11 protein-coding genes are annotated in these 18,287 nt (G+C 63.3%); 9 read left to right on the forward strand and 2 right to left on the reverse strand.

The genetic code is table 11. The features are described 5' to 3' along the window. Window positions 1–103, reverse strand: a 103-nt coding sequence (locus QM672_RS30930; RefSeq protein WP_415087210.1) for a hypothetical protein, incomplete at its 3' end; no start/stop codon positions are given. 264 nt (window positions 104–367) lie between these two features. Next, on the reverse strand, window positions 368–2,191 hold the full coding sequence (glmS, locus tag QM672_RS30935; protein WP_311944593.1) for a glutamine--fructose-6-phosphate transaminase (isomerizing): 1,824 nt from the start codon (window positions 2,189–2,191) through the stop codon (window positions 368–370). Window positions 2,192–3,327: 1,136 nt separating this feature from the next. Here glmS and QM672_RS30940 point away from each other — a divergent pair. The 9 genes from QM672_RS30940 to QM672_RS30980 all read left to right on the forward strand — a co-directional run bounded on the left by QM672_RS30940 (window position 3,328) and on the right by QM672_RS30980 (window position 18,243). Beyond that, window positions 3,328–5,379, forward strand: coding sequence for a glycosyltransferase (locus tag QM672_RS30940; protein WP_415087196.1), 2,052 nt, complete (start codon window positions 3,328–3,330; stop codon window positions 5,377–5,379). 319 nt (window positions 5,380–5,698) lie between these two features. Next, the gene (locus QM672_RS30945; RefSeq protein ID WP_311944590.1) at window positions 5,699–7,084 is read left to right on the forward strand and encodes a tetratricopeptide repeat protein; all 1,386 of its coding nucleotides are present in this window, start codon (window positions 5,699–5,701) and stop codon (window positions 7,082–7,084) included. 121 nt (window positions 7,085–7,205) lie between these two features. Beyond that, the gene (locus tag QM672_RS30950) at window positions 7,206–9,401 is read left to right on the forward strand and encodes a glycosyltransferase (RefSeq protein ID WP_415087198.1); all 2,196 of its coding nucleotides are present in this window, start codon (window positions 7,206–7,208) and stop codon (window positions 9,399–9,401) included. After that, entirely contained in the window at window positions 9,398–11,497 is a 2,100-nt protein-coding gene (locus QM672_RS30955; protein WP_367626730.1) for a glycosyltransferase, read from the forward strand. The genes QM672_RS30950 and QM672_RS30955 overlap by 4 nt, the downstream gene beginning before the upstream one ends. Window positions 11,498–11,524: 27 nt before the next feature. Beyond that, complete coding sequence (locus tag QM672_RS30960) at window positions 11,525–13,393, forward strand: tetratricopeptide repeat protein (RefSeq protein WP_415087200.1); 1,869 nt, start codon at window positions 11,525–11,527, stop codon at window positions 13,391–13,393. A gap of 237 nt (window positions 13,394–13,630) precedes the next feature. After that, on the forward strand, window positions 13,631–14,914 hold the full coding sequence (locus tag QM672_RS30965; protein ID WP_311944586.1) for a nucleotide sugar dehydrogenase: 1,284 nt from the start codon (window positions 13,631–13,633) through the stop codon (window positions 14,912–14,914). 206 nt (window positions 14,915–15,120) lie between these two features. Beyond that, complete coding sequence (locus QM672_RS30970; protein ID WP_311944585.1) at window positions 15,121–16,377, forward strand: hypothetical protein; 1,257 nt, start codon at window positions 15,121–15,123, stop codon at window positions 16,375–16,377. 5 nt (window positions 16,378–16,382) lie between these two features. Then, window positions 16,383–17,087: a hypothetical protein gene (locus QM672_RS30975; RefSeq protein ID WP_415087203.1), complete on the forward strand. Its 705-nt coding sequence runs from the start codon at window positions 16,383–16,385 to the stop codon at window positions 17,085–17,087. 91 nt (window positions 17,088–17,178) lie between these two features. After that, the gene (locus QM672_RS30980; protein WP_311944583.1) at window positions 17,179–18,243 is read left to right on the forward strand and encodes a hypothetical protein; all 1,065 of its coding nucleotides are present in this window, start codon (window positions 17,179–17,181) and stop codon (window positions 18,241–18,243) included. Window positions 18,244–18,287 lie beyond the last annotated feature (44 nt).

Genomic DNA, 18,287 nt, shown 5'->3' on the forward strand with positions numbered 1-18,287 from the left:
AGGCGAGGCCGGCCGCCATGCCGACCTTCATCGCCAGTTCCGGCGTAATGACACTATTGGCCAGGCCACGGATGCCGTCCGTGCCGAAATATTTGCGGCTCATGTGATAACCCTGAGGTTTCGAGGCATGGCTGCAGCATCATTCCTGCAGCGCCTCAGTTATTGTTTCCGCGTTACTGATCTTACCTGCAGATGCATCGGGCCGGTCGAACTGCCTTTTTACAGCGTCATTCCGGCCCGATGCCGCGGTCTCACGAGCAAAACGTCTTCATCGCAGGGCGCCGTTTTGCTCCGTCTCTCCGTTTCGACGCGTCCTCGCGATTCAAGGTCTCCCGTCAAATCGCCGAACGCTTTGCCGGTCCGGCGCCTACTCCACCGTCACACTCTTGGCGAGGTTGCGCGGCTGGTCGACATCCGCGCCGATCAGCACTGCTGCATGATAGGCCAGAAGCTGGATCGGCACGGAATAGACCAGTGGCGAAACCACCGACGGCATTACCGGCATCACGATGGTCTTGGCGCCCGGAAGCGAAGCGGCCTTGGCCCCTTCTTCGTCTGTGATCAGGATGATACGCCCGCCGCGCGCGGCGACCTCCTGCATGTTCGAGACGGTCTTCTCGAAGATCGCATCGAAGGGAGCAATCACCACCACCGGCATGCTCTCGTCGATGAGCGCGATCGGGCCGTGCTTGAGTTCGCCCGCGGCATAACCCTCGGCGTGGATGTAGCTGATTTCCTTGAGTTTCAGCGCACCTTCCAGAGCGAGCGGGAAACTGGTGCCGCGGCCGAGATAGAGCACGTCCTTGGCCTTGGAGAGATCGCGCGCGCAGGCCTCGATCTCATGATCGAGGCGGAGCGCCTCCGCCATCAGGCGCGGTGCCTCGATCAGGGCCTGCACCAGTTCCTTTTCCGCCTCGGGCGTCAGCGTCCCGCGAGCCTTGCCCGCACCGATCGCCAGGCAGGCGAGCACGGCCAGCTGGCAGGTGAAGGCCTTGGTGGAGGCGACGCCGATCTCGGGACCGGCAAGCGTGCGCACCATGGCGTCCGCCTCGCGCGACATCGTGGAGGTCGGCACATTGACGACGGCAAGCGTATGCTGGCCATTCTCCTGGCAGTAGCGCAAGGCCGCCATGGTATCGGCGGTTTCGCCCGATTGGGAGACGAAGAGCGACAATCCACCCTTTTCGAGCGGCGCTTCGCGATAGCGAAATTCCGAGGCGATATCGACCTCGACCGGCAGGCGGGCATAGCGCTCGAACCAGTATTTCGCCACCTGCCCGGCGAAGGACGCCGTACCGCAGGCCGAGATGGTCAGGCGACTGAGGTTCTTCCAATCGAAAGGCAGGTCCGGCAAACGAACGGTTTCGCTGGTCATGTCGACCAGGGAAGCCAAGGTATGGGAAATCACCTCGGGCTGCTCGTGGATCTCCTTGGCCATGAAATGGCGATAATTGCCCTTCTCGACGATGGCCGCCGAAATCTCCGCCTTCTGGATGGGGCGTTCGACCTGATTGAACCCGGCGTCGTAGATCGTTGCGGTGGAGCGAGTAATCACGACACTATCGCCATCCTCAAGATAAGCGAAAGTATTCGTCAGTGGACCGAGGGCGATAGCATCCGATCCCAGGAACATCGCGCCGTTGCCATAGCCGACTGCCAGCGGCGGCCCCAGCCGGGCACCGATGATGAGATCATCCTCCCCGGCAAACAGGAAGCCGAGCGAGAAGGCACCACGAATGCGCTTGAGGCAGGCCTGCACGGCCTCGATCGGCGACTGGCCCTTCTCGAGCTCGCGCGTGACGAAATGCGCGATGACCTCGGAATCGGTTTCCGACTGGAAATCGGCGCCATCTGCGCTCAATTCATCCCGTAACTCGCGGAAATTCTCGATGATGCCGTTATGAACGACAGCCACTCGCTCGGTCGCATGAGGATGGGCATTGTCCTCCGTCGGCTTGCCGTGTGTCGCCCAACGCGTATGGCCGATACCGCTGGTGCCCTTGAGCGGCGCCTGGCCGAGCTTGGCCTCGAGATTGACCAGCTTGCCCTCGGCGCGCCGGCGGACAATGGCGCCACCTTCCAGGGTCGCAATACCGGCGGAATCATACCCCCGATATTCCAGTCTTCGCAACGCATCCACCAGCGGCATGGCCACTGATTCGTTGCCAAGAACACAAACAATACCACACATGTGCTCTACCTTATCTTGATCCGAATCAAAACAATCGTGTTTTCGATTAAGGAACTCTGGATAGAAGGCATATTCAAAATGCCTTACGTTTTGTAACGACAGACGGCCGCAACCCGCCTCGGGCCAAGGCCGCAGGGCGGGTTTTGCCAGACATCCGAGCAAGCTTCCGGCACCTCACGAAGTGCCCGCCACCCCCTGCCGATTTGTTGTCATGAAGTTGATGGCCAGCCGCCAAAATCCCTTGCCGCAACAGGCTGGTGTTGGATTGCCCACCCTACGGCAACCGGTCCGGACACAGCGCCAAAACACGTGGAACGGCAGCCCGAAATCGAGCCGCCTCATACTTCCCTGCCTCGCAACTGATCACACCCCGGTCATAAAAGATTCATCAACAGTCAGCCAATCAAACTCAACATACACAATATGGTCAGAATATGGTCAGTGTAAATACAGCATATTTCTTCTGTTATACCCATATCGTTCATATAGATGAACAAAATGGGGTTTGATCAGCCTATTTGCAACCATTCAAAGCTGGCTTCACCAAGGGGAGAACATTATAAGCTTGCAATCCATTTTCGATGAGTCTAAAAAGCCGACTCGCTGAGGTTGGCAATGCCATAGGTACTGATGAATCGTGCCGTATGGGGCATTGGTTGAATCGGAGGACGGATGGCGAAAGTGGCCTGTGCGCTATCGACGTTTCTGGGCGCAGCAGTACCCCTCGCTCACGCTGCCCATCCAACAGCCAGAGCCCCGACGCTCTATCCGGCTGCGCGGACATTGCTGCATTGCAATATCCGCAGAGCCTGTACCGAGCGGCCATTCGGCGCGGTCATGCGGGGCGATCCATCGCCACGCGCCGCAACCACCAACCGTCCAAAACGGACATGATGCCGCCCGAGGGGAAAACGAGCGAAATTGGAATTGTTCACAGAAACAGTCCAAATTTCTTTCTGTAGTCGCCTAGATAATCATCAGTTGAAAACCAAATAGTTGCCTTACTTGCGTCATTCTTTTGTAAAGATTATCTGATCTTTATGGAATTAATGATTGAGTATGGAATCTATACATGGGCAACCACGGGACAGGCACTCTTGAAACCTAACAGATTTCCATCGTCGGAGACCGCCGAGGTGCCTTTACTCGCGGTCCATGAAAATGGCCACGCTTGGTTTTCCGCTTCCGACGTCTATTCGCAAGCCGTGCGCGCCGAATGCGCCGATCTGGTCAAGCGTGCCGACAATGTCGAAACCGCCCAGGTTGCGCTGCCGCGCCTGAAATATCTGCTCTCCCGCTTTCCGGGGGAGTTGGACGTCAATCTCTCCCACGCTCTCGTCGCCGAGATGACCCGTGTCCGCGAGGGCATGCTGGAGCTGTGGACCGGCGTCCACGAAAAATTCCCCGACAATTACCGGGCCCTGCAATATCGCCTGCGCTGGCTGTCGCGGCATCAGCGCATTGCCGAGGGGCTCGAGATCCTCGAGCGTCATTACCCCGGCGTGCCCTCGGACGTCGATCGTCGCCTCGGCAAGGCCGAGCTTTTCGTCGAACTGCGTGAAATCGCCAAAGCCAAGGCGCTGTTCGTCTCAACCCTGGCCGATTTCCCGGACTCCAAGAACGCGCCGCTCGTCTATGCCAAGCGGTTGCGCGAATGGGGAGAATTAACCGAAGCCCTGTTGATCCTGGACCGGCTGCTGGCGACCGGGCAAGCCCCCAAGAACGCCTCGGTCATGGCCGAGGAGTTGCGCAAGGGTATGGAGGTGCTCGGCCGGCACGTACCGGACTGGCAGACCTGCGGCATCCCCGCCCGCATCGTGGTGCTGAGGGCGGCCATCGACATCTTCCGCAACCGATCCGTGCGTTCGGTGGCGCCAGGCCGGCTCGGCTCCGTCTCGCTTATCACAGGCAGCCTCGGCACCGGCGGAGCGGAACGCCAGCTTGCCCGAACCGCAGCCCGGCTGGAACGCACCCGGCGCGAAAACGGCAGCATCTCCGGCCGGCAGATCCGCGGTCCGATTCAGGTCGTGGTCAAATCGCTTAGCCGCGAGAACAATCACGACTTCTTTCTGCCCATGATCGCCTGCGAGCAGGTCGAGGCCTATCAGATCGACAACATGACGCCGGCCCGCCCGGCGGAACTCGTGCCCGAGGAGAGCGATCTCCGGCATTTGCTGTCCCTGGTGCCGGTCCATGCGGCCTTCGGCACGCAACGCCTGGTCGAGCATTTTCGGCGGCACGAAACCGAGGTCGCCTATATCTGGCAGGACGGCGCCGTCCTGTTCGCTGCCCTGGCGGCACTCGTGGCCGGCGTCCCCCGCATCGTCCTCAATGTACGCGGCCTGCCGCCGGTTTTGCGGCCCCATCTGTTCCGGGGTGAATATGAGCCGATGTATCGGGCCCTGGCTCGGATTCCCGGCGTCGAGTTCATGAGCAACAGCCATGCGGCCGCCAAGGCCTATTGCGAGTGGCTCGACCTGCCGCAGGAGCGTTTCACCATCGTTCACAACGGGGTCGAGCACCTGCCGCCCGAGCCGAACGAGACCGACGAGGAGCGCTGGCAGAAATTCCAGCGCCGCACCGCGGATGCCACCGAGACGATTGGCGGCGTCTTCCGCATCGATGTCGACAAACGCCCCGAACTCTGGATCGATTTCGTCCACGCCTATCATGAGGCCCGTCCGAATGCCCGCTTCGTTCTGGTCGGCAGCGGCCCTCTGCTGCCCCGCGTACGCCAGCGTGCAGCCGAACTCGGCATCGCCGACCGGATACTGTTCGTGGGCCGTTCGGCCAGCGTCGGCTATTGGCTGGCGAAGATGGATGCCTTCGTGCTGCTGTCGCGTTTCGAGGGCCTGCCCAACGTGCTGATCGAAGCCCAGCTCGCTGGCATTCCGGTGGTGACCACGCCGGCAGGCGGCGCCTGCGAAACCTTCGCGCCGGGTGTGACGGGGCTGGCCACCGACACGGTCGAGGCCGTCGATCTCGACGCCTTGTGCGCCAAGGTCGGGCACGTCGTCGACTGGCGGCATTCGGATCCAAGCCTTGCGGACCGCATCCGGCAAATTGCTTCCGAGCGTTTCTCCACCACCCTGATGGTGCAACGAACCGTGGATTTGTTGGCAAGTCCGCCGGCGGCAGATCCTCCGGCCGAGCAACCGCGGAAATACAAGAGAGCCCGTGCCCGCTGAGTCCCGTCGTCGATGACAACCCGGCAGCAAGCAAATCGCCAGCGTCAGTTGGCGAAAACAAAACTTAAAATCGAAATTAAATGTATATTTTCAAATATAATATTCTAATTTGCGAACTATTAGAAATATAATTTAATTAATTTTTGTTTAATTATTGCCACTATGCCGTCAAATTCAGGTGCTTAACTGGCCTCCTGGCCCAAAAATACACACAGATTCGTACCGAACGTTTCTGGTCGCTTCCTTACGATCAGATCAATTGATCACATGTGGTGATCGCCGAGTGCCTACCCAGGCAATATGACGAGTGAGATAGAAGATGGACATTGCGAACGACGCCTTCTCGAAAGCCTCCTTCGGCCATAGCGTCATTCCCGGCCCTGCAAGCTGGACCCAGTCGAAGCGGCGCATCTCGCCTTCGGCGCCGGAATTGCGCAACCATCTCGAAACCATGCGCGATGCCTGGCAGGCTTCGAACTGGGACGCGGTGATCGCCGAGGCCGACAAATTGCTGGCAATTTCGCCCAGTCATGCCAATGCGCTGAAGATGCGTCTGAGAGCGGCCATCAATGCCGGCCAGCTCGACAAGGTCGCACAATCGGCAATCGCCGCTGCCGAAGTGCATCCCTCGACCGCGTTCCTGGCAGCCAAGAAGCTCCTGAGCAGCCAGCAGGTCGAGGACGCTGCCAAGGTCCTGATCGCCATTCGTCATGCCGATGCCGGCACGATCGAGGGTTTCGACGACATCACCGCACGTGTCGGCAGTAATCTCGCCAAGGCCGCCGCCGAGCTCGACCGGGCGGGTGACCAGGACGGCTATCGTCGCGTGCTTCGCCTCGGCAACGCGGTGGCTCCCGCCGATCCGGTCCTGCGCAAGCGTATCATCGCCCTGCGCAACGACGTGGTGGACCAGGCCAAGCAGACCGATCTCGAACAGGATCCCGCCGGCTTTGCAGCCGCTTGGGAACAGGTCCTCAAGGTGGATCCACGCCATCCCACGGCGACCAAGCGTCTGGCGACTGCAGCCGAACGGACCGGTACCCCGGAACGCGCCCTTGAATTGTGGTCGCGTCTGCTCGACATCGATCCCACCGATCAGGTTGCCGCCAAGCGCCTCGCCCGTGCCGCCGGACAAGCCGAGCTCGAATATACGGGCCTGGTGACCCTCTATCAGGCCGGCCTGGCCGCGCCCGAGGTCGACTATGTCGGCCGCCTGATCCAGCGCGTCCGTCGCGCCGCCAAGCTCGCCCTGCGCGGCGGCGAGGCCCGCCAGGCAGCGCTCCATCTGGCCCTGCTGGCCAAGGTCGGCCAGGACGACGACGAACTGCAGCTGCTGCGCCGCAAGGTCGCGGCGATCCTTTCCAAGGAGCTGAGCGCCCATCGCCGCGAGAAGCGCCCGGCGGAGGCTGCCGAGGTTGCCTATCTCCTGCTCCAGATCGATCCGGAGAACGTGCCGGCCCTGACGGCGGTGGCGCATCATCTCTACCAGACGCACGCCTTCGCCGACTCGGCCAACTACTACCAGCGCGTGCTCGAGCTCAAGCCGGACTCGGCCACCCATTGGCTGCATCTGGCGCGCGCGAGCCACCGGGCCGGCGATCTCGCCACGGCCTCGGCGGCCGTGACCCGCAGCCGCGAGCTCGCCCCGGACAACAGCGCCAGCAAGAACCTGGAAGGCTTGCTGAACCTCAAGCTGGCGAGCTGAGCCCAGAGCCTCCTGCGATCCGGCGTTCGCGCCGGCCCTCGCAAGACGCATCCGAACGAAAAGTTGGAGCAAAGGCGCGTTCTCCCTGAACGCGCCTTGTTCTGAGGAGCCGGAGATCAAGGTGAGCAGAGTGACCGAAGCGCCGAAGCTGCATCGTAACGGCGATGTGCCGGCAGAACATGTAAGTTCCAGGACGACCTCCTTCGACGACAGCCAGCTCGAAGGGGCGGCAATTGCCATGGGCAGCGCCCTGCACGGTTCCGGTTCTCCCGCTCGCCACAAAGCCAAGCTTGCAGCCGTTTCAACGTTGCAGGCTTCTTCTTCCGACACCGAGCTCCAGGCCGCGCTCGACCGCGAGGCGGCTGCGACACGGCGCATCAGGGAACTCGAAGCCGAACTGGCCGAGCGTTCCCTGGCCGAGGACAATGTCGCACTCACCACCCGGCTGCAGCAGCTGGAACGCGACCTCGACGTCTATCGCGAGGCCAAGCGTAGCGCTGAACTGGCCGTGCTCGACACGCGTAGCGTCTGGAAACACGCCGAGCAGCGCATCGCCAAGCTGCGCGAAGGCCATACATACCGGCTCGGCCAGGTGATGATGACCGGCTTTTCGAGCTGGCGCGATGGCATGCGCCTGCCAGCCCGCATCGCCGAATGGTATCGCGACTATCGTCATTCCCTCTCGCTGCCGGCCGATCTGGTGCCGACCGGTGCAGCCCCCGAATATCTGCAGCTGTCCGAGATCGCCCTCGCCAAGGCGCAGAAGGACGGCCTGACCGCAGCCGAGCGCTGGATCCACGACCAGCGCCCGCGTGGCAGCGTGCTGTCGCGCGTGCTGCTCGACCTGGCCAAGCAGGCCAGAACCGCCGATCCGGCCGCGGCCGTCGCGCTCGCCAAGGCCGCCGCCGAGGCCGACCCGAACGAGGGACGGATCAAGCTCCTGGCCTTCACGCTCATGGATACCGGCTCGATCGACGAGGCCAGTGCCATTCTCCAGGAAGCCCTGCGCGCCGGCGCTGCCCTCAATGCGACGGAAACGCGCCGCTATGAAGAGCTGATGGCGCTCGAACGGTTCAAGGGCCAGGGCATTCGCCTGCCCAAGCCCGTATCGCGCAAGGCACAGGGCACGCGTCTCAACATCCTGCTCTATGTGCCGCAATCCCTGCCCTATCACTGGTCCGCCACCAGCATGCGCACGCATGCCCTGGCCCAGGATCTGACGAGCCTTGGCTGTTCGGTGCGGGTGGTGACCCAGCCCGGCTATCCCGTCCGCAACACTGGCGCCTCGCGCAAATCCGGCCCCGATATGGTGGATGGCATCGCCTATCATCGCATGGCCCCGATAGAGGCCGCTCCGGCCATCATCGATCAATATGCCCGCGAGGCCGGCGTGGCGCTCGGACGGATCGCCAGGACACTGGAAGCCGACGTCATCATGGTATCCGGCGAGCTGGAGGCGGCTTATCCCGCCGCCATCGCCACCCGCATGACGGGCGCCGATCTCGTTCTCGACTGCCAGCGCCTGGCATCGACGGCCGATGCCGCGCCCGCCAACGACCGCGAAGCGCTCTTTCGACAGGCGGACGACGTCCTGGTGGCGGAGGCGAGCCTGATGCTGGCCCGCTGGCCCGGCGCCACGGAGGCCCTCTCGGCCCGGGGCGTGCCGGCCGAAAAGCTCCTGTTGCTGGGCGAGAATGCACCCGCCTTCAAGCACGACGAGAAGACTCCCGCCTGGCGCAGCGACCCGGCCCTCAAGGACCGGCTGGTCCTTGGCTATGTCGGCGATCCCTATGACGACCTCGACCTGGACGGCATCGCCGACGCCTTCGACAAGCTCGTGGGCCATGGGATCGACGCCGGGCTGGCGGTTTTCGGCGTGGGTTCGCGCTTCCTCAAGCTGCATGAGCGCCTGAGCCATATGGGCCATGGCGAGCGCGTGCTCTTCCCCGGCCGTCCCAAGGTCGGCTCCATCGCCGAGGCCTACAAGGCGATCGACATCTTCGTTACGCCCGCCCTGGCGGGTGTGGCCCGGAGCGAACGGACCCGGTTCGACCTCGTCGATGCCCTCATGCATGGCAAGACCATCGTGGCGTCCGACGGCCCGGTGGCCCGCGCCATCCTGGGCAATGCCGCGGTCTGGATCGAGGACGGCGAGGACGGCCTGGCCGAAACGCTGCGCCGGCTCGCCGGTGACGCTTCGCTGCGCCATGCGCAGCAGGACAAGAGCGCGAGCCGGGCTGAGGAGTGGCGTGCCTTGTCATCGGCAAACGCGCTGGTCGAACGGCTCCGCAAGGCCCGGGCGGTTCCCTCGTCATGATGGCCTTCCGCACCCAGCCTGCCGTGCAGCCGGTGGATGACGCCGGCGCAAGCGGCGCCACGTCGGCACCGGTAGCCCACGAGATCTCGGCACGCGACATCGTTTCGGCCGCGGTGGCCAACGGCCTGCGCGCGGGCAATGGCGTGCAGCGCGTGACCACAGCCGAAGTCAACCGGGCCCGCGACATCTCCAACGCAATGCGCCGGCTGCCCGAACTCACCGAGGCCCTCGACAAGCTGCTTCCCTATGTGATCAAGCATCCGCGCGAGGAGCGCTTCCAGGCCCTGGTCGCCCGGGCGCTCGAACGCGTGCAGGACCCGCGTGCCCTCCTGGTCTGGCGCGGCATAGACGAGCGCTTCCCGACCTCGCGCGAAGCCTTCTTCCGCGTGCTGCGCTGGACCATCCGCATCGACGGGGTCGATGCCGGCAGGACACTTCACAGCGAGCGCTTCCCCGAAGAGCCGGAAGATCCCTCGCAGCTGCTGATCTATGGCCGCGGCCTGATCGAATTGAAGGATTTCGACGGCGCCGAGGCCGCCTTCGGCCAGCTCGTCGAAATGGACAACACACCCGAATCCGTGCTGGTCGCGCTCGGACGCCTCTATGTCTCGCTGGGACAGCCGATGCGGGCGCGCGAGATCATCGAGTTCGCACGCGACAAGTTCGGCGAGACCAAGCACATCGCCCAGACGCAGGCGCGGATCGAACAGGACCTGCGCAGCCTCAGCGAACTCGTGCCCGATCACGCCGACAGCGACGACCATTTGCCCAATCTGGTGATCGAGCGCGTGTTCGAGATGGCCATCGCCCAGCGGGCGGCGACCGCGGACTTCGAGCCGCGCCGCTTCGTCGGGCCGGTGGTGCTGATCAATGGCAGCCTGGGATCGGGCGGGGCCGAACGCCAGTTCACCAACACGGCGCTCGGCCTGAACCGGGCGATCCACTCGGCCAGCCCGATCGCCGATACCGACATCATGGGCCCCATCCATGTGGTCTGCAGCTCGCTGCATTCGCGTGCCGGTGCCGATTTCTTCGTGCCGCAATTCGTGGAAGCGGGCCTGCAGATCCATGAATATTCGCTGTTTGCCGAATATGGCGGACGCCCGCGCTATTCCCGCGTCAAGGAGCTGATCGGCTTCCTCGACCACCTTCCGACGCAGATGCGGACGGGCGTGGTCCGCCTTACCGACGCACTGAACTATATCCGCCCCGACATCGTGCATATCTGGCAGGACGGCTCGGTCCTCGCCACCGGCCTCGCCGCCCTGCTGGCCGGCGTGCCGCGCATCCTGCTCGGCGTGCGCACGCTGCCGCCGGAAGATCGCTTCGAACGCAACAAGCCTGAATATGAGGCGGTCTATCGCTCGCTGCTCTCGGCACGGGGCGTTGCCATCGTGGCGAATTCCCAGGCCGCCGGCGAGCGCTACGAAGCTTGGCTCAAGCTGCCGCGCGGCTCGGTGCGCATCATTCCCAACGGGCTCGATCCCCTGAGCACGGCAACCGACGAGAAGACCCTGGCCCTGACCCAAAAGCTCGAGAGCTTCGAGGTCAAGGCCGGTTTCACCGTCGGCTCGGTCATGCGATTTGACGACAACAAGCGCCCGCTGCTCTGGCTGGAGACCGCCGCGAGCCTCGCCGCCCGCGTGCCCGATGCCCGCTTCATCCTGGTGGGTGACGGCCCCCTGCTCGGCAAGGCGACCGCCTATGCCGAGGAATTGGGCATCGCCGATCGCGTGCTGTTCACCGGCCGCTCCCCCCGCGTCGGCCATTGGCTGTCGCATATGGACGTCTTCCTGCTGTTGTCGCGCCATGAAGGCCTGCCCAACGTGCTGATCGAAGCCCAGTTCAGCGGGGTTCCGGTCGTGACCACGCCGGCAGGCGGCGCGGCCGAAACGCTAATGCCGAGAGTGAGCGGCACCGTGTTGCCTTCGATCGACAATCTGCAACCGGATGCCATCGCCGGCGAAGTGCTGGCCTGGCGCCGCGACCATCAGGACCGCGCGGAACTCGCCGCCAATGTGGCGAAATGGTCCCGCGAACGCTTTTCCATGCGCCGCATGCTGGAACTGACCGTCGATGCCTATCTCGACCGCTAATCCGCGAGGCGACAACGCATGAAGCGAATGACCGAACAAGATACCAAGGCTGCGGATGCCAGGCAGGCGATCGACGATGTCCTCGCTTTGGCCGGTGACGGCCGGATGCAGGACGCTCTCGCCTTGCTGACGCCGCCCGTGGCCGCCATTCCGCGCAACCGCAACCAGGTCCGCCGCCTGGTCGTCGCCCCCGCCATGCGCGCCGGTGAACTCGACACCGCCCGCCTCTTCCTGGAACGCCTGGTCGAGGCCAATCCCTCTTCCAGCGACGACCTCCTCACGCTTGGCAGCGTGATGATGCGTGCCGGCCGCCGCGACGCAGGCCAGGCGCATATCGAACGGGCGGGAGAACTCGACCCCGACAATCTCGCCATCGCGGCGGTGCGGCTGCAGGCCCTGGTCCAGGCGACCGATTTCGACGCCGCCCGCGACTTCGCACGCCGCTATGCCGACCGCAGCCCGGACCATGCACGGCTGGCTCAGCTCTGCCTGATCGCTCTCGCGCGAGCGGGTGATCTCGATACAAGTCTCGTCATCGTCGAGCGCTTGCAGGACCAGCCCGACCTTACCGCCGACCTCGCCCTCGAAGTCGCCCAGGTCCTGCAACTGGCGGGGCGCCACGAAGAGGCGCTGGCCATCGGCCGCACGGCGCTGGAACAGGGCGGGGAGTCGCCGAGGCTGCACCTCGTCGTCGCCAATGCGATGCTGTCACTCGGCGGGGAAGACGCGCAGATCCTCGAGCACCTGCGCCAGGCACGCGACAAGGCCGCCAAGGACGTGCTTCTCCTGCGCACCCTCGGCGAGACCCTGCTCAGGCTGCGCCAGAATGAAGAGGCGGTCGACGTCCTCAGGCAGGCGAGCGCGCTGGCGCCGGATCTGCGCAATCTCAAGATGCTGCTGGCACGCGCGCTGCGGCTGGCCCGCCACTATGACGAGGCGGCCACGCTGCTGCGCAAGCTGGCACAGGAAGACCCCCATTCGCCGGCCTTGCAGCGCTACACCATCTCGACGCTGCTGCAGGCGGGTCTGGAGGATGAAGCCCAGGGACACTATGCCGATCTGGTCGGCCGCAAACGCGCCTATCTCCAGGGTTCCTTCACCGATGCGCTCGCCCGCCTCGACCAGAACCTGGCCAGTGCGCCCATCCCCAAAGGCAGGCTCGACTTCGCCTGGTCGCTCGCCAGCCGGCTTGCCGGCAGCGAGCCTGCGGACCGCAACGCTTGGGACGACCGGGTGCGCTGGGGTTGCCTGGCCGACCTCTTGCTCCTCGACTGGCTCGAATGCGCTCCCGAGCGGGTGGGCGAAGTGGCTGAAATGCTCGACGGTATCGATGCCGCCGTAGCCGGCCTCCGCAACGGCTTGGACAAGGGCAAGGGTGCTCTGCTGATCAGCCCGCACATGGGACCGATGTATGCCGGGCCCCTGGCGCTGCACATGGCCGGCATTCCAATGAAATGGCTCGCGTCCGCCCCCAAGATCGCCTCCTTCCCGCATGTCGGCTCCCTGATCTCCACCAGCGAGCATTCGGAACTGGAGGTGACGCGCGAGGTGATGACCTCCCTGCGCCACGGCAATGCGGTCATCATCGCCATCGACGGCGCGATGAGCCCCGCGGCCCCGCGCGTCGGCTGGGAGGGACGGAGGGTAACCTATTCCCCGTTCGCCGCCGGGCTGTGCTACCGCCTTGGCGTTCCGAGCTTCATCACCATCCCCTATTGGCAGGACCGCCGCGTGAAATTCCACGTCGAGGCCATGCCCGCCAAGCAGGAGGGCCAGGAATTCCCCGCTTTCGCCCAAGCCTATCAGGATGCCTTCTTCCGGGAAGTCGAACGGCAGATCCTGCGCGGCCCCGAAAACCTCCGGCTCAGCGGCGGCATCTGGCGGGGGATCCGCTGATGGCTCCGCCCCTCACACATAACCAGTCATCCCCCATCGAGCCTCGCAGGCCTGCTTGTGAGCGCAAGAGGAATGGGATGACGAGACCTCCATCCACGAAGGAACTCCATCCCTTTTTCGAAACCTGTCCGCCTCCCGCAGGAGGACGGTGACCTACGGACGATCTGCCGTTCCAGGCGATCGACCCACGCAACAGCCCCCAGGGCGTCGCAATGACAAACCGCAAGGAGTTATGTCTTGAGTCAGAAACGCAAGATCGCAGTCATCGGGCTGGGTTATGTCGGCCTGCCGGTCGCGGTAGCCTTTGCCAAGCATGGCTATGACACGATCGGCTTCGACATCGATCAGACCCGCGTCAAGGAACTACAGTCCGGCGAGGATCGCACCCGCGAAATCTCCAGCGAAGAGCTGAAGGCAACGCCGCCGATCTTCTCCTTCAATCCGGCCGATCTCAACAAAGCCGATTTCTTCATCGTCACCGTGCCGACCCCTGTCGACAGCGCCAACCAGCCCGATCTCGGCGCCCTGCGCGCCGCCTCGCGCACCGTCGGCGGCGCTCTCAAGCGCGGCGACATCGTCGTCTATGAATCCACCGTCTATCCCGGCGCAACCGAGGAAGAATGCGTGCCTGTGCTGGAAAAGGCCTCGGGTCTCACCAGCGGCGTCGACTTCACCGTCGGCTACTCCCCCGAGCGCATCAATCCGGGCGACAAGGAACACACCTTCACCAAGATCAAGAAGGTGGTGTCCGGCCAGGACGAGGAGACCCGCGGTATCGTCGCCGACGTCTATGGGTCGGTCATCACCGCCGGTGTGCATGTCGCTCCCACCATCAAGGTGGCCGAGGCCGCCAAGGTGATCGAGAATGCCCAGCGCGACATCAACATCGCCTTCATGAACGAGCTGTCGCACATCTTCCAGCTCCTCGACGTCGATACCAGCGACGTACTCGAAGCGGCCTCCACCAAGTGGAACTTCCTGCCCTTCAAGCCGGGCCTGGTCGGCGGCCATTGCATCGGCGTCGACCCCTATTACCTGACCTACCGGTCGGAGAAGGCGGGCTACCATCCCCAGGTCATCCTGTCGGGCCGGCGCATCAACGACTCCGTCGGCGAGCGCATCGCCCGCGAATGCGTGCGCCTGCTGCTGCAGGAGGGCCGCAAGGTCGAGAACGTGCTGCAGCTCGGCCTGACCTTCAAGGAAGACGTGCCGGATCTGCGCAACTCCAAGGCGGCGAGCATCCTCAAGGAGCTCAACCGTTTCGGCATCCAGACCGCAGTGCACGATCCCTGGGCCTCCAATGAGGAAGCGCTGCACGAATATGGTGTCGAGCTTTCCGAACTGGACGAGGTCGAACCGGCAGACGCCATCATCCTGGCCGTTCCCCACAAGGAATATGCCGCCAAGGGTTGGCCGCTGATCAAGTCGCGCCTGCGCAACGGCACGGGCGTGGTCATGGACGTCAAGGGCGTACTCGATCGCGCGACCGCGCCGGAGGGTGTCACGGTCTGGCGGCTGTGACCTCGCACTCTTGAACGCTCAACGCATCATAGGCGCTTCGGCGCAATGCCTGTCCCGCTTCCGCGGGGCAGGCATGGGCTCTGGCATCCCCTTGCGTCGACCCGGCGTGAGGATGAGGCCTTACGCCCATTGCGTTGCCGGGCAGCACGCAGCCCGTTACTTCCCCAGCCGTCACCGGCCCATGGCAGACAGAAGGATCATGGCCGATGACGTCAGCTGAAGTCCTCCAACAAGATTGGGACGGATATCTCATCCTGCTGCGCCACGCGCTACGCGATCTGCCTGACAACAATGTCAAGACGCGGCGAGCCGTCTACAATCATGCTGAAAAGACCCAAAAGCAGATCTTCGACGAAGATGAGAGCGAGACCGATGCAGAGGATCTCGACTATCATCATCGTCTATTGAGAACGACGATCCGGATCCTCGAAAACGACATCCGTGCCGACATCGACGTCTTCGCCGACAACTATGCGCCGCCGGATCTGCGCGAGGCCGCCAACAAGCTGGCCGAAGCGCGCGATCTCAGGCGCTCCCGCAAGCGCAACGCCGCAGCCAGGGAGGCACGGCTTGTCGATGGCGGGGTGCAGGAAGACTATCTCAGCCGTGCCAGCCGACAGGACCTGGAGCTGATCGCCCATCTCAGCAACGGGCTGTTCCTGGCCGATCCTGCCCGCGGGAAGAACGGTCACGGCACCCGGGTTGCCGGCGCGATCGGCGTGGTGCGCGCCATTCTCATCGTCCAGTTCCAGCTCATCGCCTCCGAAAGTCGCTTCGGCATTCTCTGGATGCTGATTCAGCCGGCCGTGTTGCTGACGCTGATCTCGCTGATCTATTTCATTCTTCAGACGCAGTTCATCATGAACATGGACGTGCCGACCTTCGCCCTGCTCGGAAGCACGACTTGGATCATGTGTCGCCAGGTGATCTTCCGTGTCAGCACGGCAGTCGCGCATAACCGCGTCTTCATTAATCTGCCTCCTGTCCGGCCGATCCATCAGGCGCTCGCCTTTGCGATCCAATATCTGATCATCTACGCCGTGGTCTTCATGATCCTGCTGACCTGCGGAAGGATGGTCAACATGATCACCCTTCCCGCCGACGTGCCGAAGGTGGTCAGCTACGTCGTTGCGATGTGGTCGTATGGCCTGGCGATCGGTCTCATCTTCGGCAGCATCGCCGTGCACTGGCCGTTCTTCCTGCGCCTGGCTTCGGTGCTCGAACGCGGCCTGCAGCTGTTCTCATCGGTGTTCTTCGTGACCGAGCAGCTGCCCGAGGAATATCGCGCCTACGTGCTGTGGTCCCCGACCGCCCATGGCATGCAGCTTCTGCGTGCCGCCTATTTCCCGGGCTACGCCTCCTCGGACGCCAACCCGACCTATTTCTTTCTGTGTCTGATCGCTGTGTTGGGCGTCGGCCTCCTGGCCGAAAAGCACGCACGGCCTCGCATTCAACCGGTGTGAGGACCATGATCGCGCTCGAACATGTCGTGGATACGCCCATGGTGGGGGGAACGCCCTATCCCATAGCGCTCGACATCACCATGACGCTGCCGATCCGGCGCTACGCCGTCGTCTCGCCGGATCCGATCGCGCGCAAACCCGCCATCGACCTGTTCGCCGGCCTGCGCCCTCCAACCAGCGGCCGTGTCGTCCGAGGGGGCAGTTGTTCCTGGCCCATCGGACGAGCAGGCTTTGTCCGTGGTAAATTGAGCGGGAGACAAATTGTAGCCTTAATCTCCCGTTTGTATCATCTTGACTATAGATTCTGTATATACCTCGTCGAGTCGATGTTGACTCTGCCGGAATATCTCGACGAGTTCGTAGAGCATTGGCCGGCCACAGCGCGGCAGGAATTTGGGTATATTTTGCCGCTCCTGCCGACATTTGACATCTACGTCGTCGACGGCACGTTCCCCTATCGGAAAGATCGCTTCACCTTGTTGTGGAGAGCCCTTTTCGAGCAGCGTATTGACGGTCGCACGCTTCTCCTGTCGACCGTCCGCAAATCCGAAGTCGATGAGTTCTGTGACACCGCCCTCATCCTCAATCAGGGTCTGATCGAAATAGAGAGCCAACTTGACGAAGTCCTCCGCAAATTCCCTCTCCGTCCCGACATCAACGACACTGGACGAGGTCAACCCGAGCCCCTTGTCGACGATCAATTCGCTTAAAGGCGAGATCGCTCCGGAAGAGAGTGCGGCGTTTCTGCGCTACCAGCACAAGGTAAGGCGCCGGAGGCGGCGTTTTTCCTTGATCGGACTGATGCTTGCTTTGCTGCCATTGGCGCTGACGGCATTCTATGTCTTCGTTGTCGCCACGCCGCTCTATACGGCGGAGTCGCGGTTCGCGATCCGAGGCGGCGATGTCCAGCAGCCGGTCGGCGTCGGTGGCCTGCTCTCGTCCGGCTCGTCCGGCATGGGTGTCAGCGGCTTCGTCGATGGCTACGCCGTGCGCGACTTCCTGCAGTCGCGCGAAGCGATGGACGGGCTCGCCAAGAAGATCGACCTCACCAAGATGCTCACCGAGCATCCGGCCGATCCGCTGGTGAGCCTGCCGGACAATCCGTCGCCGGACGAGCTGTATCGGGCCTATAAGTCGCTGGTCACGGTGCGCTACAACATGATCGAGCAGATCGTCGTCCTGCAGGTCGAGGCCTTCACCCCGGAGGACTCCGTCAAGATCTCCAATGCGTTGATCGACCTGTCCGACACCTTCGCCAACAAGATGAACCAGCGCGCCCTCGACGACGCCCTCAAGGTCGCGCAGGAGGAAGTCAGCCGCAGCGAACAGCGTTCGGCGGCGGCTCGCCTCGAAGTGGCGAACTGGCGTAACCGGAATGCCAATGTCGATCCGACGGGTGACCTGACCGTGCTGACCAATCTGATCGGACAGCTCGAAGCCCAGCTGGCGGCTGCCCAGACCGATCTCGGCCAGATCAAGGCGACGCAGGGCGACAATCCGCGGCGCAAGAGCGTGGAGACCCGGATCGTCACTCTCCGCAAGGAAATCGATGATACCCGCCAGCGGCTGGGTGGCGGCAGCGAAACGGTGGCCAAGCAGCTTTCCAGCTATGAAAGCCTGAAGATCGCGCAGGACTTCGCCGACACCAACCTGGCTTCCGCACGCCAGTCTTTGGACCAGGCGCGCGTGGCGATCCTGCGCCAGCAGCGCTATGTCTCGCCGATCGCCCAGCCCAAGGCCGATTACACGCCTACCTATCCCCAGAAGCTGACCGCTCTCGGCTCCGCCCTGCTGGTGGGGCTGGCCCTGGCCTTTCTCGCTTCGGTGACCGGCGGCCTGATCCGCAACGCGATCTCGGGCCGGTGAGGTTTGGCGATGAAGCTTGGCTCCGGCTGTTCAACTCTCCAATT

The sequence above is a fragment of the Labrys sp. (in: a-proteobacteria) genome (genome assembly GCF_047605565.1).
In the GTDB taxonomy this organism is placed as follows: Bacteria; Pseudomonadota; Alphaproteobacteria; order Rhizobiales; family Labraceae; genus Labrys; species Labrys neptuniae.